Origin of the sequence: Roseibium alexandrii DFL-11 (assembly GCF_000158095.2) — a bacterium.
Lineage (GTDB): Bacteria > Pseudomonadota > Alphaproteobacteria > Rhizobiales > Stappiaceae > Roseibium > Roseibium alexandrii.
In genome coordinates this window covers 1,329,493-1,350,341 of record NZ_CM011002.1, presented here as the reverse complement: position 1 = coordinate 1,350,341, position 20,849 = coordinate 1,329,493, and the positions used below count along the sequence as shown (strand labels likewise).

The 20,849-nt window shown below is 55.4% G+C and carries 28 protein-coding genes; all 28 read left to right on the top strand.

Annotated features, from left to right (window positions below; translation table 11 throughout):
* The first annotated feature begins 47 nt into the window (after positions 1-47).
* The 28 genes from SADFL11_RS06335 (at position 48) to SADFL11_RS06200 (ending at position 20,807) form a co-directional block, all read left to right on the top strand.
* Entirely contained in the window at positions 48-263 is a 216-nt protein-coding gene (locus tag SADFL11_RS06335) for a hypothetical protein (protein ID WP_008194614.1), read from the top strand.
* Positions 263-451, top strand: a complete 189-nt coding sequence (locus SADFL11_RS06330) for a hypothetical protein (protein ID WP_008190050.1) — start codon at positions 263-265, stop codon at positions 449-451. Before SADFL11_RS06335 ends, SADFL11_RS06330 begins: the two co-directional genes overlap by 1 nt.
* Entirely contained in the window at positions 444-1,070 is a 627-nt protein-coding gene (locus SADFL11_RS25550) for an ssDNA-binding protein (RefSeq protein WP_008195319.1), read from the top strand. Before SADFL11_RS06330 ends, SADFL11_RS25550 begins: the two co-directional genes overlap by 8 nt.
* Positions 1,021-1,518, top strand: coding sequence for a RusA family crossover junction endodeoxyribonuclease (locus SADFL11_RS25835; protein ID WP_407690689.1), 498 nt, complete (start codon positions 1,021-1,023; stop codon positions 1,516-1,518). Before SADFL11_RS25550 ends, SADFL11_RS25835 begins: the two co-directional genes overlap by 50 nt.
* Positions 1,515-1,721, top strand: coding sequence for a hypothetical protein (locus tag SADFL11_RS06315; protein ID WP_008197467.1), 207 nt, complete (start codon positions 1,515-1,517; stop codon positions 1,719-1,721). The genes SADFL11_RS25835 and SADFL11_RS06315 overlap by 4 nt, the downstream gene beginning before the upstream one ends.
* A 45-nt stretch (positions 1,722-1,766) precedes the next feature.
* Positions 1,767-2,003 carry a helix-turn-helix domain-containing protein gene (locus SADFL11_RS06310; RefSeq protein ID WP_008193269.1) on the top strand — a complete coding sequence of 79 codons (237 nt, stop codon included), beginning with the start codon at positions 1,767-1,769 and terminating at the stop codon, positions 2,001-2,003.
* A 134-nt stretch (positions 2,004-2,137) separates the two neighbouring features.
* Positions 2,138-3,622: a DnaB-like helicase C-terminal domain-containing protein gene (locus SADFL11_RS06305; RefSeq protein ID WP_008190411.1), complete on the top strand. Its 1,485-nt coding sequence runs from the start codon at positions 2,138-2,140 to the stop codon at positions 3,620-3,622.
* Positions 3,576-3,971 (top strand): GIY-YIG nuclease family protein, encoded by a 396-nt coding sequence (locus SADFL11_RS25830; protein WP_081450603.1) that lies wholly within the window; start codon positions 3,576-3,578, stop codon positions 3,969-3,971. The genes SADFL11_RS06305 and SADFL11_RS25830 overlap by 47 nt, the downstream gene beginning before the upstream one ends.
* Positions 3,892-5,682: a DNA polymerase gene (locus tag SADFL11_RS06295; protein WP_050776110.1), complete on the top strand. Its 1,791-nt coding sequence runs from the start codon at positions 3,892-3,894 to the stop codon at positions 5,680-5,682. The genes SADFL11_RS25830 and SADFL11_RS06295 overlap by 80 nt, the downstream gene beginning before the upstream one ends.
* Positions 5,682-6,257, top strand: coding sequence for an N-acetylmuramoyl-L-alanine amidase (locus SADFL11_RS06290; protein WP_008195923.1), 576 nt, complete (start codon positions 5,682-5,684; stop codon positions 6,255-6,257). Before SADFL11_RS06295 ends, SADFL11_RS06290 begins: the two co-directional genes overlap by 1 nt.
* Positions 6,238-7,056 carry a hypothetical protein gene (locus SADFL11_RS06285; RefSeq protein WP_008190219.1) on the top strand — a complete coding sequence of 273 codons (819 nt, stop codon included), beginning with the start codon at positions 6,238-6,240 and terminating at the stop codon, positions 7,054-7,056. The genes SADFL11_RS06290 and SADFL11_RS06285 overlap by 20 nt, the downstream gene beginning before the upstream one ends.
* On the top strand, positions 7,011-7,634 hold the full coding sequence (locus tag SADFL11_RS06280; RefSeq protein ID WP_134852926.1) for a deoxynucleotide monophosphate kinase family protein: 624 nt from the start codon (positions 7,011-7,013) through the stop codon (positions 7,632-7,634). Before SADFL11_RS06285 ends, SADFL11_RS06280 begins: the two co-directional genes overlap by 46 nt.
* Positions 7,634-8,083: a pyrophosphohydrolase domain-containing protein gene (locus SADFL11_RS06275; RefSeq protein ID WP_008189297.1), complete on the top strand. Its 450-nt coding sequence runs from the start codon at positions 7,634-7,636 to the stop codon at positions 8,081-8,083. The genes SADFL11_RS06280 and SADFL11_RS06275 overlap by 1 nt, the downstream gene beginning before the upstream one ends.
* Positions 8,084-8,105: 22 nt before the next feature.
* A complete protein-coding gene (gene nrdJ / locus SADFL11_RS06270; RefSeq protein WP_040453523.1) occupies positions 8,106-10,220 on the top strand; it encodes a ribonucleoside-triphosphate reductase, adenosylcobalamin-dependent in 2,115 nt (704 codons plus the stop codon).
* 81 nt (positions 10,221-10,301) lie between these two features.
* Positions 10,302-10,490 (top strand): hypothetical protein, encoded by a 189-nt coding sequence (locus tag SADFL11_RS06265; protein ID WP_008197470.1) that lies wholly within the window; start codon positions 10,302-10,304, stop codon positions 10,488-10,490.
* Positions 10,491-10,520: 30 nt separating this feature from the next.
* Positions 10,521-11,159, top strand: a complete 639-nt coding sequence (locus SADFL11_RS06260) for a PhoH family protein (RefSeq protein WP_040452013.1) — start codon at positions 10,521-10,523, stop codon at positions 11,157-11,159.
* Position 11,160: 1 nt separating this feature from the next.
* The gene (locus SADFL11_RS06255) at positions 11,161-11,403 is read left to right on the top strand and encodes a hypothetical protein (RefSeq protein ID WP_008197463.1); all 243 of its coding nucleotides are present in this window, start codon (positions 11,161-11,163) and stop codon (positions 11,401-11,403) included.
* A complete protein-coding gene (gene thyX, locus SADFL11_RS06250; protein ID WP_008197461.1) occupies positions 11,393-12,067 on the top strand; it encodes an FAD-dependent thymidylate synthase in 675 nt (224 codons plus the stop codon). Before SADFL11_RS06255 ends, thyX begins: the two co-directional genes overlap by 11 nt.
* 33 nt (positions 12,068-12,100) lie before the next feature.
* Positions 12,101-12,286, top strand: coding sequence for a hypothetical protein (locus tag SADFL11_RS06245; protein ID WP_008189342.1), 186 nt, complete (start codon positions 12,101-12,103; stop codon positions 12,284-12,286).
* Complete coding sequence (locus tag SADFL11_RS06240) at positions 12,267-12,659, top strand: hypothetical protein (protein WP_008197472.1); 393 nt, start codon at positions 12,267-12,269, stop codon at positions 12,657-12,659. The genes SADFL11_RS06245 and SADFL11_RS06240 overlap by 20 nt, the downstream gene beginning before the upstream one ends.
* 2 nt (positions 12,660-12,661) lie before the next feature.
* Entirely contained in the window at positions 12,662-13,111 is a 450-nt protein-coding gene (locus SADFL11_RS06235; RefSeq protein ID WP_008197468.1) for a hypothetical protein, read from the top strand.
* Between the two features lie 8 nt (positions 13,112-13,119).
* Positions 13,120-13,485, top strand: a complete 366-nt coding sequence (locus tag SADFL11_RS06230) for a hypothetical protein (RefSeq protein WP_134852925.1) — start codon at positions 13,120-13,122, stop codon at positions 13,483-13,485.
* A complete protein-coding gene (locus tag SADFL11_RS06225; RefSeq protein ID WP_008197458.1) occupies positions 13,486-14,958 on the top strand; it encodes a portal protein in 1,473 nt (490 codons plus the stop codon).
* Between the two features lie 6 nt (positions 14,959-14,964).
* On the top strand, positions 14,965-15,747 hold the full coding sequence (locus tag SADFL11_RS06220) for a capsid assembly protein (RefSeq protein WP_008193692.1): 783 nt from the start codon (positions 14,965-14,967) through the stop codon (positions 15,745-15,747).
* Positions 15,748-16,096: 349 nt separating this feature from the next.
* The gene (locus SADFL11_RS06215; RefSeq protein ID WP_008196376.1) at positions 16,097-17,122 is read left to right on the top strand and encodes a phage capsid protein; all 1,026 of its coding nucleotides are present in this window, start codon (positions 16,097-16,099) and stop codon (positions 17,120-17,122) included.
* 80 nt (positions 17,123-17,202) lie between these two features.
* Complete coding sequence (locus SADFL11_RS06210; RefSeq protein ID WP_008189256.1) at positions 17,203-17,787, top strand: hypothetical protein; 585 nt, start codon at positions 17,203-17,205, stop codon at positions 17,785-17,787.
* Positions 17,787-19,838, top strand: a complete 2,052-nt coding sequence (locus tag SADFL11_RS06205) for a phage nozzle protein (RefSeq protein ID WP_008197464.1) — start codon at positions 17,787-17,789, stop codon at positions 19,836-19,838. The genes SADFL11_RS06210 and SADFL11_RS06205 overlap by 1 nt, the downstream gene beginning before the upstream one ends.
* A gap of 3 nt (positions 19,839-19,841) precedes the next feature.
* Positions 19,842-20,807, top strand: a complete 966-nt coding sequence (locus SADFL11_RS06200; protein WP_008193888.1) for a hypothetical protein — start codon at positions 19,842-19,844, stop codon at positions 20,805-20,807.
* Positions 20,808-20,849: the final 42 nt, after the last annotated feature.

The window sequence follows — 20,849 nt, the reverse complement described above, 5'->3', positions numbered from 1 at the left end:
TCGGACCTATCGGCAGATAAACCACAACACCACACAAGGAATACCGAATGGCCCAGTTCCGTTCCGAAGATCTCGTCGATGCCGCTCTCCTGATTGGTCGGGGAGCCACCGTCGAAGACACCACCCTCGTCAACGAACCCGCGTTCGTTCTTCTCGGTCTCGTTAAGGAGTTCATGGAGAGCTGCGAACACTACAGCCTCGAACCCTTTGAGGCTTGGGACGAGCTGCTTGAGGCCATCGCCAACAACGGGGAGGTCAACTGATGCAGATCACCCTTCGAATGGGCGCTGCCCATGACGACCTGACGATCAACGGATCCACGTTCGACCGGTCAGGTCTGGATCGTCGCCAGCGGGGACACCTCGCTGGGATGGTTCGGGACACATGGTCCCAGTTCCACAACATCCCAACTCCAAAGAAACGGAAAAGGAAGAGCCGCAAGAATGGCTGAAAAACGTAAGTACGTCCGGACCACGACCGGCGCTGGTATTGCCGCTTATGCATATCTCGTGAAGGCCGACAGCGGTCGGAAATTCTCTGACGACAAGTTTAAGGTGACCCTGGTCGTCGATAAGGACGCACCGTGGGTCGAGGACTTCCGCGCAAAGTGTCTGGCAGAGGCCAAGACCGAATGGCCGAAAGCCAAGCCGGAGCGTGTCTCTCTACCGATCAAAGACGGGGACGAGATCGCCGACGACGCTGCTGATAAGGGCCAGGACAAGGAAGAGTTCCGTGGCAAGTACCTGATCACGGCGAAGTCCAAGAAGCGTCCGACGATGGTCGATGCGAAGCGTAAGACGTTGCCGAACAACGTCATCAAGTCCGCTGACGAGATCAAGCTCAATGTCGCTTTGAACCCCTGCACACCAAGCAACAACAAGACCATCGCTCTGTGGCTGAACGCCGTACAGCTGATCACCAAGAACAACAACGGCTTTGATGCCGCTGGCGAGTTCGAGGACGAGGACGGCTACGAATACGACGGCGACGGTTTCGACGAAGAAGACGAGGACGAAGAAGATACCGAGAACGAAGAAGACGACGCCGAAGACGACGACGACGACTTCTAAGCTCGGACAACTCATCCTAGCTACGATCAGGCAGGTTTGCCTTCCAGCCATCTTCTCTACATGGCTGGCGGGTAAGCCTGTTCCTGCGTCTCGTCCCCGCTTTTCGAAGTGGGGCGGTGTCTATTACGCAAAGACCTACGAGCAGTACAAGACCTACTGCTTCGACGAACTCCTGAAATCACCAGAGCCTGAGAAGGTCTTCGACGGACCTTGTGTCGTCTGGGCCGAAGTCGTCGCCGAACCTCCCAAAACCGTACAGCGTGAGATCCCCAAGGGGGACGTTGACAACTACGCCAAGGGTCCACTCGACAGCCTGACTAAGGCTCAACGGGCCTACTTGGACGACGAATTGGTTGTCGGTCTCTGGATCTCCAAACGGTACCCGGAAGAAGGCGAAACACCGGGCGCTCACCTCCATGTTTTCCCACTCCCTGAGGACATCACATGATCACTTTGCCTTCCATCATCTCCCGCATGAACTCCACCCTGGCCGACCTGGACAAGCTCCGGAACAAGAACGACGTCAAGGTCGAGAAGCATCAGAAGCGAATCGACGATCACCAGTCCGAGCGTGACCGGCTGCTCGATGAGAGCGCCCAGGCTGGTCGTGCAGCTATGAAGCTGAACTCCCTGCTCGAAGACCTTCAGTAAGTCGGACCTATCGCCAGATAACCAACCCATTCCGGAGAACACTCCATGAAACAGACCCGTATTCTCACCTCTCACTTTGCCCGCAAACGGACCATCACTGTCCGCGAGGCGATTGACGAACATCGCATTATGTCGCTGCCGCGCCGGATCTTGGATCTGGAAGATGAAGGGTTCCGCTTCGAGCGTCACCGCAAGACCAACAAGGTCACCGGACAGCGTTATGTCCAGTACGAACTGACGCACTGGCCGGGACCGGCTGAGACGGCTGCACGGGCCGCTTAATGGGTTGGATGGAGCAGCACATCGCATGTCCGTGCGGTGACTCCTCCGACGCTTATTCAATCAACGACGACGGGTGGGGCAAGTGCTTTTCATGTGACAAGCGCTTCCCTCCCGACGGTCAAGAAAGCAAAGGCGTGACGGAGAAGAAAAAGAACAAAGACCTCTTGCCGGTTGACGGTTTCCGCGACCTCCCGGCTCGTAAAATCAGGGAAGAAGTCTGTCAGAAATATGGGTACTTCGTAACCGAGGATCCGAAGACAGGCGACACCATCCAGGTGGCTCCCTACAAAGACGCAAACGGTCGTACCGTTGCTCAAAAAGTTCGCGGCAAGAGCAAGAAGTTCTACACCCTTGGCGACTTCTCAAAGGCCGGTCTGTTCGGTCAACACCTCGCTCGTAAAGGCGGTAAACGCCTCGTAGTGACTGAAGGTGAGATCGACGCCATGTCGGTTCATCAAGCTCTCAAGACATGGCCAGCTGTCTCCATTCCAAACGGTGCGCAGAGCGCTGCCGCAGCGGTCAAGGAGAACCTGGAGTTCCTTGAGAGCTACGAGAAGATCGTCTTCATGTTCGATGGCGATGAGCCTGGACAGAAGGCCGCTCAAGAGTGCGCTCGTGTTCTCTCACCGGGCAAGGCATGTATCGCCACGCTTCCGTTGAAAGACGCGAACGAGATGCTCAAGGAGGGACGGACACAGGAGCTTGTCCAGGCATTTTGGGAAGCGTCTGAGTACCGGCCTGACGGCATCGTGTCTGGCAAGGACGTCTGGGAACAGGCGGTCAAGCAGACAGAGCAGGGTATTTCCTACCCTTGGCCGTCCATGAACGGCATCACCTACGGCCAGCGGAAAGGTGAGCTTACGACGTGGACCGCTGGGTCCGGTATGGGCAAGTCAGCGTTTGTTCGAGAGATCGAATACGACCTCCTGAAGCAAGGCTACAAGGTCGCATCTATCCGGCTCGAAGAGAATGTCGGACGTACCGCTAAAGGGCTGATGGGGATCCACCTCAACAAGCCTATCCATCTCCCCGGCCAAGAGGTCTCGGAGGAGGACATGCGGATCGCCTTCGAAGCCACTGTCGGTTGCGGACGCTTCTGGTTGTTGGATCACTTCGGTTCTCTCGAAGACGACAACCTGATGTCCAAGATGCGGTATCTGGCCAAAGGCCTCGGCGTCGATTTCATCATACTGGACCACATCTCAATCGTGGTTTCCGGCATGGACACAGGATCAGACGAACGCCGGGTGATCGACAACCTCATGACACAACTCAGATCCCTCGTGGAAGAAAGCGGAGTAGGTATGCACCTGATCTCGCACCTTAAACGAGCGGACAAGAAGGGTCACGAGGATGGCGCTCAGATCTCGCTGTCACAACTTCGGGGCTCCGGAGCCATTGCACAGCTGTCTGACATGGTCATCGGCCTTGAGCGGAACCAACAAGCCAAGAGCGAAGACGCACGTAACCTGACCAAGGTGCGTGTCCTGAAGAACCGCTTTTCCGGTGAGACCGGGATCGCCGCATACGTCCGGTACGACAAGGACACCGGGCGTCTCAACGAAGTAGCATATGAAGAAGACTTCGAAGCCGAAGACGACGAAGACTCGGACTTCTAAAGGCTACGTCTACATCATCTGGAACCCCGCACAGTGGCCCTCGTGGATCACTGTCGGGCGTTCAGTAAATCCAAGAAATCGACTGGGCAACTACAACCGATCCGACCCCTATCGTGGGTTCGCGATCTTCTTTGCGTTGTTGTTCAGCGACTGCATCACAGCGGAGGCCGAGACACACAAACGTCTCTCCATGCTCGGCATCCCGACTGCGGGTGAATGGTTCGAGTGTCCTCCGGATTTAGCCAAAGAAATCCTCAAGGAGGTTCAGCTTGACAGTCTTGATCGCGGACTGCGAGACGAACGGCTTCCTACATGTCATGACCCGCCTCTGGACGATCCAGTTAGGTGACGCGAACACTGACGAAGCGACTGTCTACGCAGACCAGATCGGGTTCCCTCCGATCAAAGACGCCATTAAGCGTCTGAAAGAAGCCGACCGTGTGGTCTTCCACAACGGTCAGGGTTTCGACATCCATGCAATCAACCATTTCTACCCTGGGACGCTCACACCTCATCAAGTGTGGGACACGCTGGTCGCAGCGCGTCTTCTCAACCCGTCAGAACGAGCGAACAGCCTCGACGACTGGGGGAAGCGTCTCGGGGAATACAAGGGAGAGTTCAAGGACTTCTCCCGGTTCTCTAAAGAACTCGTCGAGTACGCACGACAAGACGTCGTCGTCACTCGAAAACTGTACCACAAGCTTGAACCGCAGCTCCGTAACTGGGGCCAGAGCTTCGAGCTTGAGAACCTCTTTGCCTACATCATCTCACTGCAGGTCCAGAACGGCTTTCATCTGAACACGGGTAAGGCTCGTGGTCTTGAAGCCGAGCTTCGCCAAGAAGCCTCTGACATCGAGCGTGAGCTGCAAGAGGTGTTCCCGCCGCGCCTGATCGCTGACAAGCGGAAAGGCACTGCAGAGGTTATGCCTAAGGCCAACCGTAAGGCGATCCGTAAGGGTCAGCCATACAGTCGTCTGAAGCTCGAAATCTTCAACCCCGGATCACGTCCACAAGCGGCTGACCGGCTCATTAAGAAATACAAGTGGAAGCCCAAGAAGTTCACCGACAAAGGTTCCCCCGCAATCGACGAGTCGGTCCTGGCGAAACTGAAGTATCCGGAGGCGAAAGTCCTCAACAGGTACCTCAGGATCACCAAGCTTCTTGGACAGGTCGTAGATGGTGAAAACGGCTGGCTGAAACTTGTTAATGAGGAAACCAGCCGGGTCCACGGCGCTGTCAACACCATTGGTGCAGCGACCGGACGATGCTCACACTTCAAACCGAACATGGCGCAGGTCGATAAGAAAGACTTGCGGATGCGGGAGTGTTGGGAAGCACGACCCGGCTGGGATCTGGTAGGGGTTGACGCTGAAGGTCTAGAGCTGCGGATGCTGGCTCACTACCTCGGCAAGTTCGACGGTGGCGCACTGACCAGGGCTCTCCTTGAGGGTAGTAAAGAAGCTGGTACAGACGCCCATACGATCAACCAGAAGGCTGTTGGCCTTCACAAGCGCGACAACGCCAAAAGGCTGCTCTACGCCCTGATGTATGGGGCAGGGGACGTCAAGCTCGGTCAGATCATTGTCGATGATGCCCGAGAAGCCGGGATCAACCTGAAAGGCAACAAGAAGGCGCTCGGCGCGAAGGCCCGTAAGGACTTGGCGAAGGGTATGAAAGGCCTCGACAAGCTCGTCGATAAGGTGAAGGACAAGGCCGGGAAGAAGAAGTACATCCAGGGCCTAGACGGTCGCCGGATCTATGTCCGGTCGGAACACTCTGCGTTCAACTTCCTGCTCCAGGGCGGTGGCGCAATCGTGATGAAACAGGCGCTGATCCTGTTCCACTTCAACCACTCTCACAAATTCGGACCCTATGGGGAACGTTGGGCTTACTGCGCCAATGTCCACGACGAGGTCCAATCAGAAACCCACCCAGACATCTCGAAGGCATACGCCGAGACCTTAGCGGACTGTATCCGTGAGGCCGGTGAACACTTCGACATGCGCTGTCCATTGGCTGGTGCTTACGACATCGGCAAGAACTGGAAAGACACCCACTAATGTACTTTGTGAAACCCAAGCGGCCCGTCCATACGGTCTGGCTGCACTGCTCAGCTGTGTCTCGAACGACGGTCACGGCATCGGAAGTCGATGACTGGCACCTCCAACGAGGCTGGAACGGGATCGGTTACCATTACTTCATCCAGACTGGTGGTCTGTGTGAACAGGGACGACCGCTCGAACGTACTGGCGCTCACGTCAAGGGCCACAACACCGGCTCCATCGGCATCTGTCTGAACGGTCTCCATGAAGGAGACTTCACTGAGGCTCAATTCGACACTCTCCGTGGCCTCTGTCACCAGATCAACGAAGCATACGGCGGTCAGATCCGCTTCCGTGGTCACCGCGAAGTCGCGGCCAGGCTCTGTCCGGTGTTCGACTATAAGTCCGTTCTCGAACTGGACGAACACGGTCGCATGGGCTGGGAACCGGAGATGAAGACTGAGCCGACCAACGAGCTGAACGTCTGGCCGGATCCGGAACAGGTGGAATGGTTCGAGCGTTCTTCGAACATTCTTGGCGATCTCGAACTGCTGTTTGACGACCTACACGAATATGTCAATCGCCCTTCTTGACGCTGACATCGTCGCCTATCGGGCGTCGGTAGCAGCTCAAAACGACATCGACTGGGGAGACGGACAGGAGGGTCTCACTGTCTCCCCCGAAAAAGCAGTCGAAGATGCCCTCCGCATCGCTGAAGATTGGATGAAAGCCGCTGGATGTAAGGAAGCGATCTGCTGCTTCTCCGGTGACGAGAACTTCCGCAAGACACTCCTGCCTACCTACAAGGCCAACCGAACCGGAGAGAAGCCTGAGGCTTACCTCGCTGCGGTCAACGCCCTGGAGGATGAGTACGAGGTTCTCCGTCAGCCCAAGCTGGAAGCTGACGACATCATCGGCATCATGATGGGATCGCCTAAGCGAACCTTCGTTGGTGTCACCATAGACAAGGATCTCCATTCCTGTCCTGGCTACCTCTTCAACCCCACGAAAGACAAGAAACCCCGGAAGATCAACACACGGTACGCTGATGAGTTTCACCTCAAGCAGACCATGTGCGGGGACACTGTCGATGGATACACCGGCATCCCAGGCGTCGGTCCAGCGAAGGCTCAAGAGATCCTCGCGAACCCTCATCGACTTCTCAAAGAAACCAAGACGATCTCTCGCGGAAAGAACAAGGGCAAGTCCAAGACCAACTGGGTCAAGGGAGGTCCGTGTTCCGTCTGGGAGTCGATGGTCGATTACGCAAACAAATCGGGCATGAGCGAGGCGGACTTATCGCTGCAATCACTCGTCGCTCGGATCCTCAGACATGGAGATTACGATTGGGACACGAAGCAGATCAAGCTGTGGAACGGAACGACAGCGTAGACCAGCCGGAGCTGTTCCAGACTGAACCTGATCTCATCGCTCTCTACAGCCCGGTCATGGGATCGGGCAAGAGCGAGGTCGCAAAGGTTCTTGTCGAGGAATACGGGTTCACCCTGGTGAAGTTCGCCGGGTGTCTCAAAGAGATGACCCGTGTGTTTCTTGGATACATTGGTTTCGACCCTGAAGAAATGGTCGAAGGGTCTCTTAAAGAGGAGCCGATCCCTGGCTGGGGAGAACTCACACCTCGTCGTCTCATGCAGACACTCGGGACTGAATGGGGCCGAAATCATATCCATCAGGATCTCTGGATTAAGGTCGCCCATGACCAGATCAAGTCTCTCCGATCACGCGGTCTGCCGGTCGTTGTTGATGACATGCGTTTCCCGAATGAGCTTGGGTTGATCAAGCAAATGGGTGGAGACGCCATCAAGGTTATCCGACCGGACATTACTCTCTTGGACTCACGTTCTCACGAGAGTGAAGCAGGTCTACACGCCTACGATTTCGACTTTCATCTCTTCAACGACGGCACCCTTGACCAACTCCGGTCCAAGGTCCGCGCATCTATGGGCTATTAATGAACCAGGAAAAAATCAACGCACTCCGCAACTTCATGACCACCTTCGAAGCCAGCCAGGATCCCGCACTGTGGGACAAGCTGATTGCTGAAGAACTGGCTGAAGTCCGTGAGGCTGTCGTCAACCTCGCCAAGGAACTCGCTGACGTCGAATACGTCATGACCGGGTACATCCTGGCGTCAGGTGAAGACTCCGTCCCGGTTAAGCGGATGGTCCAGCTTGAGGCGATTGCCTTCGTTCTGGAGAACCTCTGCGGCCACAACACCGAGATGCGTCAACAGGTCTTCCAGTTCGTGGATGAGAGCAACCTCTCCAAGCTCGATGACGATGGAAACCCGATCCGCCGCGATGACGGCAAGATCCTCAAAGGTCCGAACTACGTCCCGGCTGAACAGACGATCCGTGAGTTCCTCTTTGGTCCGATGGCGAAACCTGCAGCGACCAACTGACCTCCAACTTTTCTAGGAATACATGACACACCAACCTTCTTTCCGGGCGCAGCTCATTACGCGGCGCACGTACAACCGTCCTTTGAACGATGCAGGGACGGCCTTTGAAACCTGGGACATGACTGTTGACCGGGTGATGATGCACCAAGCGTGGCTCTGGGCTCGCGCCAAGGGCGGCGATGGTAATGACCCGTTCTCTGTCCTGACCCAAGACGAGCTTAACGAGCTGCTCGAACTGAAGCAGCTGATGCTCGACCGCAAGGTGAGTGTGTCTGGCCGAACCCTCTGGCTGGGTGGCACCGAAGTCGCCAAGAGCCGCGAAGCCTCGCAGTTCAACTGCTCGTTCACGCAAGTGAGGAACGTCTTTGATGTCGTGGACGCCTTCTGGCTGCTGCTGCAAGGCTGTGGTGTCGGCTTCGAGCCAATCGACGGGACATTGTCTGGCTTCACTGATCCGGTCGAGATCGAGATCCTCCGCTCACAGAAGGTGAAAGGTGATCCGAAGGGCGTCGAACACAACGTTGAACACTCCTACGTGGACAACGACGGCAAGGAGATCTGGTTTATCCAGATCGGTGACAGCGCTGAAGCCTGGGCGAAAGTCCCTGGCAAGATCCTGCGGATGAAGAAGAAGGTCGATAAGATCGTCCTAGACTTCACTCAGATCCGCTCAGCCGGTGAACGACTGAAGGGCTACGGCTGGATTTCCAGTGGTGACGAGACCTTCTCCAAGGCTCTTTTCGAGATCTGCAACATCCTCAACCGCCGCGCCGGTCAGCTCCTGACCAAGATCGACATCATGGACATCATGAACTGGCTCGGGACCACGTTGTCTTCGCGCCGGTCGGCAGAGATCTGCGTGATGCCGTCAAGCGATCCTGAGGCTCTCGACTTCGCTGTCGCGAAGAAGAACCACTACTCATGGAAATGGCCAGACGGATCTTTGGTTGAATTTCCAGAGGACTGCTTCGGTGAAGCGTACGAGGAGTTTATCCGAGAGATCACTGAGAAAGGTGCGTATTGGAACCCACAACGCGCTCAGTCCAACAACTCCCTGCTGTTCTGGGAGAAGCCCACCAAGCTGGAGATCAAAGGTCTCTTCCAGATGATGGTGGACGCTGGTGGATCCGAACCGGGCTTCATCAACGCAGCTGCTGCGAAGGCTCGTGGCGGTTGGTTCAAGGGCTGTAATCCGTGCGCTGAGATCCTCTTGGGGGACAAGTCATTCTGTAACCTCGTCGAGGTGGATATGGCGAAGTTCATCGGGGATGAAGGCGGTCTCTGGTACGCGATCTATCTGGCCGCTCGGGCGAACTATCGCCAGACCTGTGTCAACCTCCGTGACGGTGTCTTGTCGGACAGCTGGCATGAGCTGAACGAGTTCCTACGACTGACCGGTGTTGGTCTTACAGGGATCGTGAAGTGGATTGACGGAGGTAGCCACAAACGTCCGGACATCATTCTCGGACACTGTCGTTACTACGCCCAAGAGGGTGTGACCACAATGGCCGATGAACTCGGTCTACCGCTCTCCAAGGCCACCACAACGGTCAAGCCATCCGGCACCCTCGGCAAGATCATGGACACCTCTGAAGGAGTACACCGTCCCATTGCGAAATACATCATCAACAACGTCCGCTTCTCGAAGGAAGATCCCCTTGTTCCTCTCCTACGGGATGCTGGGTATCGCGTATTCGATGATCCTTATGCAAGCGACGGGGTTCTGGCTGCTCTCCCTGTTGTCAACGACGGGGTGAAGTTCGACGAGGTCAACGGTCTCCTGATCGACAACGAGTCCGCTGTGTCTCAGCTGGAGCGCTACAAGCTGCTCATGGACAACTACGTCGATCACAACTGTTCGATCACCGTCAGCTACCGGGTCGAAGAGATCCCTGAGATCGTCGATTGGCTCTTCGAGAACTGGGACACCTACGTTGGCGTCTCCTGGCTCTTGCGCCAGGACGTGACCAAGACAGCTGAAGACCTCGGTTATCCGTACCTGCCTCAAGAGGTGGTCTCGGAAGAAGAGTTCGTGAAGTACGTCGCGGGTCTCAAGGAAGTCGATATCGATCAGGCCAACAGTCTCCACGAGATGGACGCTGGTGGCTGTTCAACCGGGGCCTGTCCGGTCCGCTAACCCACTCACAATCTGCAGCCTTAACGGGTCGCGGCGCTTCGGTGCTGCGGCCTTTTTCTTTCGTTCAAGGAGGAATACCTCGTGAAATTGTTTCTATCCGTCGGCGCGTTCGTCACTTTCTGCGTCCTGATCATCCTCGGCCTCCTCGGCTACGTGTATAACCTGATCGCCCTGTTCAACGACTACGCTGAGATGGCGACGAACGAGTTCATCCTTCGATTGGCCGGTGTCCCGCTGATGGTCATTGGCGCGATCATGGGGTGGATCTGATTGGGAAAGCGCAGCAAGTATCGGGAGAAGGTGGGGCCTCAGGTTCCGCCGCTCCTCCCTAAGACCTCGAAGCAACAGATGTACTTGGATGCTTTGCGGTCCTCGCCTCAGGTCTTTGCGATTGGTCCTGCCGGTACTGGCAAGACATTCCTTCCCGCCGCTTATGCCGGTGATCTGCTGATGAACAACCAAGTCAGCAAGGTGGTCCTGACCAGACCGAACGTACCAGCTGGGCCGTCCTTAGGGTTCTTCCCTGGGACTCTTGAAGAGAAGATGGCCCCGTGGGTTATCCCGTTCCTTGAGACCATGTCCGTCCGTATGGGTGGTCAGGGAGCAATCGACACCAACATCAAACGAGGCAACATTGAGGTTGTCCCGTTCGAGACAATGCGCGGTCGCAGTTTCGATGATGCTTTCATCATCGTTGACGAGGCGCAGAACCTCACCCCTTCTGAGATGTACATGATCCTCACAAGGATCGGTGAAGAGAGCCAGATCGTCATTACAGGTGATCTTCGACAGAAGGATATCAAGTCCGACAGCGGCCTCCAGAAGGCTATCGAGACTGTCTACAAACACGCCATCCCTGCAGCCGTGATCAACTTCGACCATACGGACATCGTCCGGTCGGGGATCTGTGCGCAGTGGGTGAAGCATTGGGAGGACTGAGATGAAGGTCTCTATCGGATGGGTCGCACGATCCAAACCGCTCGGCGGTATTAAGGGAAACAGTAAGTGTGACATTGCTGTTTATCAATCCCACGCAACCGCGCTGCGTTACGCAAGGGGACGGACACTAATCGACCCCGAGAAACCGCCTCTCTGGACCAACTATCGTCGGGAGACTGACGAAGAGGTCTTGGCCAAGTATGACATCCTTGAAGCATTCGTAGAGGTTCCTGATGAAAGCTGAATACGTCGATCACATGGGTGACGACCTGAGTGTCGTGAACGCTGCTCGGGTCAGCTTCGACAAGACCAGTGAATGGGTCTACTCAGGTGTGGACACCAACGGTCCTGCAGAGAAGGCTCTAGCTTCTCGTGACCAGAAGCTCATCAACTACCTGGCGACACACAACCACTGGACACCCTTCGCCCACACAGCGATCACGATCCGGATGTCTGCGCCGGTTCCGATCCGGACACAATGCTTCAAGCACAAGGCCGGGTTCACTGAGAACGAAGAGAGCCGCCGCTACATCTCCAGCACTCCGGAGGTCTACCTCCCTGAGAAGTGGCGGAAGAAGGCTGACAACAAGAAGCAGGGGTCTGGCGGCACGTTCTACTCGAAGAACCAAGCGATCTTCAAGAAACTCTACTCGAAGACCGTTGAGGACGCGATTGACACCTATGATCACTTGATCAGCCAGGGTGTGTGTCCTGAACAGGCTCGCTTTGTTCTCCCGCAGGGCGCTGAAGTGCAGTGGATCTGGACAGGCAACCTTGCCAGCTACGCCCGCTTCTACAAGCAGCGGATGGATCCCCATTCTCAAGAGGAGATCCAAGAACTCGCTTTGATGGTCGGAGAGATCATCGAACCGTTGTTCCCGGTCAGCTGGAAAGCTCTCATCACCTGACAGTAAATCGGTCTTACCGACAAAGAGAGGAAAATGATTACACTTCCATTAGACAGTTCAACACTTATTGAGGAACTCGACAAGATGTTCCCAAACAAGTGTATCGGTAAGGGCGAGACAGCTGAAGAGGCTCATCGCTATGCCGGTCGGCGTGAACTGATCGATGAACTCAAAGAACTGAAAAGGCAAACTGAGGAAGATGATCAAACTACGTCTTGAAGACAATCCTCGGCGTATGCTGAGCTATCTTCATGAGTGGAAGTATCCGTTTCCTTGGACAGCTGAAGAGATCGCTGCCTCCATCGTATTACGAGGAGACAACGGCGACGATACTGTCGGTTTCATTTGGTTCGCGCCCCAGGACGTTGCTTCTGGGGTGTGGTCCTTCCACATAACCGTCAGCCCGCATTACCGGGGAAGATGGCTTTCACGAGCCGGGATAAAGAAGTTCCACGTCATGTGTGAGATCTTGAACATCAAGACCCTCATGATCGAACACTATCTCCCGGTGACAAAAGCAATAGCTCACATGCTCGGAGCTGAAGAGGTCTCGGAAAACCTGTCATTCTTGGATATAGAACGAGAAGGTTAACCGTGAGTATCTATGAACAATACGCGCAGCTCCAGAACCGATACGGGGCTGTGCTTGAACACAACCAAGCTATTCTAAATCAGTTCGGCCAGCTGCAGATCCAGTATGGTGATATGTCGAACACACTCTCAAGCCAGATCAACAGCAGGAACCAACAGATTGGTCAGCTGAATGGAGCTATCGGTCGATACCGGTTGTCTCTGAATGACGCTTTCAGTGTGATCCATAACAGAACCTCTGAGCTAAACAAGATCAAGAAGGCTCAGAAAGACGCCAAGATCAACCAAGCCGCATCTGCGGGGCGTCGTGATCGGGCAAACAACACCGCCGATCTCAGTCGAAACCGTTTAAGTTCAGGATCTGGTAAACTCAGGACTGATCGTTCGGTTGGTTCTGGTGGATCTACGCCGGTCAAAGCGTCCAGCGGTGCTGGCGTGTTCATTCCGAAATGAGGTGATTAATGGGTAGACCAAAAATCAACGTACAACGTCCACCAGACCCGCCTCCGGCTCCGGAGCTTCCGGAGTTGCCTCCGATGCCTGAACTCAAGGTTCCTGAACTGAACCTTCCGGACATCAACATCGCGGCTCCTGAGATCGATATGTCGGCTATTGGCGCTGTTCCAGAATACAAGGGCGTCGAGTACGACGAATCCGAGTTCGACATGGACGCCCCGATTATGGGAACTCGTGACCAAGATCGAATAGATGCTGGTGATCTTCGAGTGAAGAACGAGAACAAGACGAAGAAGACGACCAGCAAGAAGAAATCCAAAGCAGTTAACACTGCCATCAACCAGTCTTCAGGACTATTTATCGACTTCTAAATGAAATCGCTGAAGGAGCGTTATCAGAACCTCCAGATTAAGCGAGAACCATTTCTTAAACGGGCGCGGGATTGCGCTGCATTGACGATCCCAACCCTGCTTCCCCCAGAGGGTCATAACGCGACCTCCAAGCTCCCCCAGCCATATCAAGGACTGGGCGCTAGGTGTGTCGTGACCCTCGCTTCTCGAATGCTCGTGGCGTTTATCCCCACGGGCCAGCCATTCTTCGGTCTTGAGGTTCCTCCTGAACTCCTTCTTCAAGAAGGTCTAATGGAAGCCCCGCCTGACCTTGAGAAGGGCTTTGCCTTGGCGACGAACCTGATCACCAAGGAGATCGAGAAGAAAGCCTGGAGGAAGCCCACAAGCCTGACCCTTGAGCTGCTGGTATCAACCGGCAACGCTCTTGAACGGTACATGCCGGATAACTCTATCCGTGTGTATCGCCTGGATCAGTACGTTGTGGTGAGAGATCTCTCCGGTAATCTGGTCGAGCTGATTTTACGCGAGAAAGTCAACAAAGCCTCACTCCCTGAACAGACGCAGAGCTATCTCAAAGCTTCCCAAGAGGATGACGTTGAGATCTTTACCTGCGCTAAGAGGCATCCAGATGGATGGGAGATTAAACAGGAAGTCGAAGGACAGATCATTGAGGGGATGGGCGGCGTTACGCCTACGAACCCCTTCAACCCGCTGCGCTGGAGCGCGGTGCCGGGTGAGGATTACGGACGCGGCAAGGTCGAGGAACATTTCTCCGATCTGACCTATCTCGATCTGTTGTCCAAGTCGATGGTGGATGGTTCCGCAATGGCGACCCGACACATCACTATGGTCCGTCCGAACGCTGCTGGCAGCAACCTCCGGAAACGTTTCGCAGAGGCGAAGAACGGTGACGTGATTTCCGGTAATCCGGAAGACGTTGACCTCAAGCAGTTCGCGAACGTCACCGGGATGCAGATCGCTCAGCAAGAGATCGCAAGGATCACTCAAGAGCTTGCCCAAGCGTTCCTTCTGTCCTCGTCCATGATCCGTAACGCGGAGCGTGTGACGGCGCAGGAAGTCCGGATGATTGCAGAGGAGCTAGAAAGCGTCCTCGGCGGCGTCTACTCGTATCTCTCCCAGGACATGATGAGCGCTCGTATCGAGGCTCTTATGACGTCCATGATGGCTGCTGGTCAGCTGCCGCCTGTGCTTCAGATGACGCAACCGGTTCTTACGGTTGGTCTGGAGGCTCTTGAGCGGGACAAGGATGTGATGCGTGTCCAGACAGTGTTGCAGACACTCCAGGCACTTCCACCTGACTTCCTCGACTACCTTGACATACCTGACCTGCTGAAGACCTTCATGATTGGTCTCGGTCTGCCGGGTAAAGTGAAAACTGAACAAGAGGCGCAACAGACCCGTCAACAGCGGCTGATGGCTGAGCAACAGGCTCAAGCACAAGGCCAAGCTGGCGGTCCTCCAATGCCTCAATAGGAACACATGACAGACACCACTGACACTGGTGCAGAAGCGGGCGGGGCAGAAGCTCCCGCTCGTGGCACCCCTGAATACAACCAGATGATGGCGGAGAAATACGACAACCAAGGAGGTCGTGTGGATCCGAACAAACAGAATTTCGAGAACCTCCAGGAAGCTGCCAAGCCGGATTACGGCATGGACAAGTTCTGGAACTCGGAAACCGGCGACTACGATCACGCCAACCATATCAAGGAGCTGAACTACCGTCTCGACCAAGCTAAGGTTGGTCAAGGGGAGGGCAACTTCACACCGATCAATTTCGAAGAGGTGTGGACATCTGTTGCTGAGACTGGTGAGTTGAACGAACAATACAAGGAAGCCTTCACGAAGGTAGGCATTCCTCCTGAGATCGTAACGCAGTTCATGGAGCTGAACCAACAAGCCGCTCAGATGCAAGCCCAGATCTCCACCACTTACGCTGGCGGTCAGGAAGCTCTTGACGGGATGTTCGAGTGGGCGAAGAACAACCTCCCAGCGGAGGAGATCGACGCCTACAACGAGACACTAGCTGGTCCGAATTGGCGGATGGCTCTGGACTCGTTGAAAGAGCGTACCGGTATGGGCAAGGCAGCTCCGCAGCAGCCGGGTATGAAGCTCGTTGACGACACAGCTCCGGCTGGTCCGTCGTCTACTGCCTTCGCTTCCAAGAACGAAATGGTCAAGGCGATGTCCGATCCTCGTTATCGCGAAGATCCGGACTACCGGGACCAAGTGCGGAAGCGTGTCGCTCTCTCCAACTTCTAATTCGCGCTCCGGGTTTTCCTCCTTGACTTGTTGAGCGCAATGACCGGGACCACTGCACCCATTATGGCGGGTGTACGTCCCGGTCCTCCTATTGACTCCCCAGGCTTCATTTCAAGCTCAATACCGGGGCGTCCCTCTATCGTCTGTGGACCAGCCCTCCGCAGACAAACGGTGAGTCCTCCGTCCCCCGCACGTCGGGCTGGCGGCGTGGGATAAGACTTGTCGTGAGTAGTCTTCAAGTATTCCGGACCCGATACGTCGGACAATCCGCGTAAGAACGAAGCGATACTCGAATTATTTTCTCAAAAACTTTTTTCAATCAATACCTTTTTTCGGGGTTACTATTTCAATGACTACCAATAGCTTCGGTGAAACTTTCACCGGTTCGAGCTATGGCACAGACTCTAACCCGGCTCGTTTTGGTGCCGGTCAGTCTTCTGCCGACGCTCGCAATCTCTTTCTCAAAATCTTTGGCGGTGAAGTCCTCACTGCTTTCCAAGAGCGCGTTCTGACGCTCGACAAACACCGCGTCCAGACAATCGAACACGGCAAATCCGCCCAGTTCCCGAAGACCTGGAAGGCAAGCTCTGAGTACCACGTCGCTGGTAAAGAGCTGCTCGGTAACGATATCGACACTGGCGAGGTTACCATCACCGTTGACGGTCTCCTGGTCTCGCACACCGAGATCTACGACCTCGACCGTAAGATGGCGCACTTCGACGTGACGTCCGAGTTCTCCAACGAGCTTGGTCGCGCACTGGCCCGCGAGTTCGACAAGAACTCCATGCGGACCATTATCCGCTCTGCGCGTACCGCTTCTGACGGCCCGTTCCCAGGCGGCAACGTCATTGAAGACGCCAACCTGACCAACACCGGAACCATCTCCGGCGTGGATTGGATCGACGGTATCGTCCAAGCGAACCAGGAGCTGTTCGAGAAGGACGTTCCGGAAGATCACCCGCGCTTCATGCTGGTGAACAAGAAGGTCTTCGACGCGATCAAGTACGCGAAGGACGCTTCCGGCAACTACCTCGTTCTGAACCGTGACTTCGGTACTCAGGCTGGTGGTATCGCTGGTCGTGGTGAAGTCCTGATGGTTGACGGTGTCGCCATCATGGCACAGCGCACCATTCCGGGCACTGACGAGTCTGCGGACGCTGGCGTCTATCCGAAGTATCGCGGCAACTACAGCACCACAACTGGTGTTCTGTGGACCCCGTGGGCTCTCGGTACCGTCAAGTTGATGGATCTCGCGATGGAAACTGAGCGGGACGTTCGTCGTCAAACTGACTTCATGGTCGCGAAGATGGCTACCGGCTCTGACCCGCTCCGTCCGGAGTGCGCTGTCGAGTTCCGTACCGGCGCACCGGCCTAATCACGAGCTGAATCAGCTCCGAGCAACACATGGTGATCTCGCTTCGGCGGGGTCACCTTTTTTTTCGTCAAGGACAGGAAATGCTGAGCAAACTGGACGCTGTCAACCGGATGCTGGACGCGATTGGCGAGTCGCCAGTCAACTCGCTGGAGTCCGGTCTGGGCGATGCTGAGAACGCCGAACGGATCCTCGACAACACGAACATGGACGTCCAACAGAAGGGTTGGTACGCCAATACAGAACGTGGTGTCACTCTCTCCCGTTCCATCTCAGGGGAAATCTTTCTACCGAACAACACCCTCAAGGTGGACACAGTCGGTATCGACAAATCACGTCAGGTCGTGAAGCGGAAGAACCGCCTCTACGATCTCGACAACAAGACCTACATCTTCAACAAAAGCTTGAGCTGCGACATCGTCTATCAGCTCGCTTGGGATGAACTCACATACACGCTGCAGCGCTACATCACAGCGATGGCTGCGCGAACCTTTCAACGTGTCAGCCCGACCTCGACGAGCCTCGATCAGATGATCCGAGAGGAACTCACAGAAGCCTGGGCGGATCTCCTCGACGAGGAGTCTGAGACCGCTGACACGAACATCCTCAACAGTAACCCTTTCTCTTTCTACATGAGCCACCGCAACAGCCGTATGAGGGACGCTTAATGGGTGTCCTAACCGATCAATCAATCAAGACATTCTTCAACGGCATCTCCCGGCAACCCTCCAACGTCCGTCTCCCGTCTCAACACGAAGCAGCTGACAACGTCCTCTTCTCTGTCGTGAGCGGAGGCTTCGAGGGTCGTCCGTGTATGCAGATGATCGCTGCGCTTACAGACGTGGACAGCTCTCTCGACTGGACGATGCACATCATGGACCGGGATGAGAATGAGCGGTACGCTATTCTGATCTCTGAGAACGGTGACCTGAAGGTTTTCGATCTCATTGACGGCACAGAACAGACCGTCCAAGCGTATGATGCCGATGTCCAGACCTATCTCTCCCAGATCCCTGAGAACCTCTCATTCGTCACAGTAGCCGACTACACGTTCGTCGTGAACCGGACCACGGAAGTGGTGATGGATCCGAGTAAGACCGCACCGGGGACGTTCAGGGACAGCGTTCAGCTGTTCTCAGACCTACCGGGAAGCGCCACTGATGGTGACGTTTACCGGATCTCCAACGGTGCTTCACCACTAGACGACTATTACGTCAAGTACGTATCCGCTGATACGGAATGGGTGGAGTGTGCGAAACCCGGAGAGGTGATCGGCTTCGACGCCAAGACTATGCCTCACCAGATCGTTCGAGAAGAGGACGGTTCGTTCTCCGTCTCCCGAGTGGAATGGTCTGATCGTCAAGTGGGTGACGCTGAGTCCGTAAAGGATCCGTCATTCGTCGGTCGAGCGTTCAAGGACATCTTCTTCTTCAAGAACCGTCTAGGCTTCGTCTCTGACGAGAACACCTTCTTCTCCCAGGCTGCTGACTTCTTCAACCTCTGGCCGGATCAGGCCAACGTGGTTGGAGACTCGGATCCGGTAGATATCGCAGCGTCCACCACCAAGGTGACGATCCTGCAGTGGGTGGTCCCGTTCAGACGGGCGCTCTTCCTGTCTGCCGATCTGGCTCAGTTCGAGCTGGCATCGAGTGACTTCATGACACCGACGAGTGTCGCTGTGGATCTCGCAACGAGCTACGAGGCGACCAACCTGTGTCGTCCGACAACACTCGGTGACGAGCTGTACTTCGCTGCTGAGAAGCAAGGCAAGACGGTCATCTACGAATACTTCTACGATGACGACACGCTCTCCAACACCGCCATTGACGTGACCAAACACGCTGAAGGATACATCCCTGGCCGGGTCTACCTTATGGAAGGCTCAGCTATCGCGAACACGCTGCTGTGTGTGGCCGATGGCGACAGCGCCTCAATGTATACCTATCGTGTGTTCTGGAACGGTCAGGAGAAGATCCAGTCAGCTTGGAGCCGGTGGACCTTCGACAACTCCTACATCGACGGTGTCAAGGTGATCAACGACACGGCCTACGTGCTGGTGACACACAACGACACCCTGTGTCTGACGAAGATCCCCCTGGAGCAGGAAGCGATTGACGAGGGACTCGGCTTTGACGTCAAGCTGGACTGGCGTGAAGAGCTGTCTGGTGTCTATGACGCACAGACGGATCGGACCACGTTCACGGTCTCTCAACCACATGATGACGAGTACCAAGTGATCCTCGGCGGCGAGTGGGTGGAAGGTCTTAAAGGCCGTCTGCTTCAAGTGACCTATCCGACCTCAACAACGATTGAGGTGGTCGGGGACTTCAGCGCTCATCCTGTCTATGTCGGCAAGAACTACAAGCAGCGGGTCGAGCTGTCGCGCATCTTCATGCGGGACCAGTCAAACGCCGCGATGATTTCCGGCCGATTGCAGCTGAAGGATATCCAGTTCTCATTCACGAACAGCGGGTATTTCGAGGTCCATGTGACCCCTCAACAGCGCGACAAGAGGATCGTCAAGATGACCGGACGTCAGATCGGGACACCATCCAATGCGGTCGGTACCGTTCCTATCCTGACCGGGAAGATCTCCGCTCCTGTGAAGTCCCGTGGAGACACCACAAGGATCGAAATCATCAACGAAACTCACCTCCCTATGATCGTCAATTCAGCGGTCTGGCGGGGCTTCTACAACGAAATTTCCAAGCAAGGATAATCTATGGGTGCATTAGCCGCCGTTGGTGCCGTCGCCTCTGCAGGTGTCGGCATCGCGGGAGGTATGCAACAAGCGGCTTACGCCAAAGCCCAAGGACAGGCGAACGCCGAGTGGGCAGAGTATCGTCGCGTCATTAATGCTCAAGAACTCGACCTCAACCAGGAAATGCGTGAGTATGAGGCAGAGTTCACGAAGAAGCAGATGGAGATCGACCGGGTCAACCAGGATCTCCAGACGCAGGTCGCCAAGTGGCGTACCAACTTCGAATACGATGCGATGGCGCTTGAGCATAAGCATACCACGGAAGCAATCAACGAAAGCCTCGGCATCCGGTACGACGAGTACCGCCGTCAACAAGACGAGATCCTGAAGAACGCCAAGGCGAATATCGAAGAGGTCAACGAAGACGCTTCGAACAAGGTCTCAGCGCGGGTCATGATGTACCAGAAGGAGCTTTCCTCGGTACGAGCCTTCGCAGGGGTCTCGGGAACAAACACTTCAACAATGGGACGGAAGGTCCGTGAACTGGCGATGTTCAAAGGCATCGACGTCACGCAGATCGACCGGAACCGTGAACGGGCTGTCACGGCTCTTCGCGACAACGCTATCGGCAAGGTCGAAGCGATCAACGCTCAAGGCAAGGCGGATTACGCCAGCGCCAAGAACGAGACCGCCAAGATGTCTCTGTCGCTCGGTATGGCGAACGCTCGGAAGAACGTCGCTCTCCAGATCATAGACGCTGGCGGGAAGGTCAACGACGTCAACCGGACGCTCCAAGATATGCAGCTCGAACACAACAAGAAAGCCGGTAAGGTCTACACTGAGTGGGCCAAGGAAGCTGGTGTCGGTACTGCACAGTTTGAAGCTCAGAGTGCTCGATTGTCCGCTAACGCTCGCGCCTCTGGCGCTATGTGGGGCGCTATCGGGTCTGGCCTGAGCATTCTCACCTCTCCCATGAACTTCGGATAAGGAACATAAATGTCTCGTAATCGTCACGGACGGTCACGGGGA

What these genes read in the sequence shown, in the direction of transcription:
- SADFL11_RS06210 (WP_008189256.1), top strand. Translation starts at nt 17,203, where the DNA reads ATGCTGAGCAAACTGGACGCTGTCAACCGGATGCTGGACGCGATTGGC.
- nrdJ (WP_040453523.1), top strand. Translation starts at nt 8,106, where the DNA reads ATGACACACCAACCTTCTTTCCGGGCGCAGCTCATTACGCGGCGCACG.
- SADFL11_RS06255 (WP_008197463.1), top strand. Translation starts at nt 11,161, where the DNA reads ATGAAGGTCTCTATCGGATGGGTCGCACGATCCAAACCGCTCGGCGGT.
- SADFL11_RS06220 (WP_008193692.1), top strand. Translation starts at nt 14,965, where the DNA reads ATGACAGACACCACTGACACTGGTGCAGAAGCGGGCGGGGCAGAAGCT.
- thyX (WP_008197461.1), top strand. Translation starts at nt 11,393, where the DNA reads ATGAAAGCTGAATACGTCGATCACATGGGTGACGACCTGAGTGTCGTG.
- SADFL11_RS25550 (WP_008195319.1), top strand. Translation starts at nt 444, where the DNA reads ATGGCTGAAAAACGTAAGTACGTCCGGACCACGACCGGCGCTGGTATT.
- SADFL11_RS06225 (WP_008197458.1), top strand. Translation starts at nt 13,486, where the DNA reads ATGAAATCGCTGAAGGAGCGTTATCAGAACCTCCAGATTAAGCGAGAA.
- SADFL11_RS06205 (WP_008197464.1), top strand. Translation starts at nt 17,787, where the DNA reads ATGGGTGTCCTAACCGATCAATCAATCAAGACATTCTTCAACGGCATC.
- SADFL11_RS06245 (WP_008189342.1), top strand. Translation starts at nt 12,101, where the DNA reads ATGATTACACTTCCATTAGACAGTTCAACACTTATTGAGGAACTCGAC.
- SADFL11_RS06330 (WP_008190050.1), top strand. Translation starts at nt 263, where the DNA reads ATGCAGATCACCCTTCGAATGGGCGCTGCCCATGACGACCTGACGATC.
- SADFL11_RS06275 (WP_008189297.1), top strand. Translation starts at nt 7,634, where the DNA reads ATGAACCAGGAAAAAATCAACGCACTCCGCAACTTCATGACCACCTTC.
- SADFL11_RS25830 (WP_081450603.1), top strand. Translation starts at nt 3,576, where the DNA reads ATGAAGAAGACTTCGAAGCCGAAGACGACGAAGACTCGGACTTCTAAA.
- SADFL11_RS06315 (WP_008197467.1), top strand. Translation starts at nt 1,515, where the DNA reads ATGATCACTTTGCCTTCCATCATCTCCCGCATGAACTCCACCCTGGCC.
- SADFL11_RS06290 (WP_008195923.1), top strand. Translation starts at nt 5,682, where the DNA reads ATGTACTTTGTGAAACCCAAGCGGCCCGTCCATACGGTCTGGCTGCAC.
- SADFL11_RS06200 (WP_008193888.1), top strand. Translation starts at nt 19,842, where the DNA reads ATGGGTGCATTAGCCGCCGTTGGTGCCGTCGCCTCTGCAGGTGTCGGC.
- SADFL11_RS06285 (WP_008190219.1), top strand. Translation starts at nt 6,238, where the DNA reads ATGTCAATCGCCCTTCTTGACGCTGACATCGTCGCCTATCGGGCGTCG.
- SADFL11_RS06335 (WP_008194614.1), top strand. Translation starts at nt 48, where the DNA reads ATGGCCCAGTTCCGTTCCGAAGATCTCGTCGATGCCGCTCTCCTGATT.
- SADFL11_RS06240 (WP_008197472.1), top strand. Translation starts at nt 12,267, where the DNA reads ATGATCAAACTACGTCTTGAAGACAATCCTCGGCGTATGCTGAGCTAT.
- SADFL11_RS06310 (WP_008193269.1), top strand. Translation starts at nt 1,767, where the DNA reads ATGAAACAGACCCGTATTCTCACCTCTCACTTTGCCCGCAAACGGACC.
- SADFL11_RS06230 (WP_134852925.1), top strand. Translation starts at nt 13,120, where the DNA reads ATGGGTAGACCAAAAATCAACGTACAACGTCCACCAGACCCGCCTCCG.
- SADFL11_RS06215 (WP_008196376.1), top strand. Translation starts at nt 16,097, where the DNA reads ATGACTACCAATAGCTTCGGTGAAACTTTCACCGGTTCGAGCTATGGC.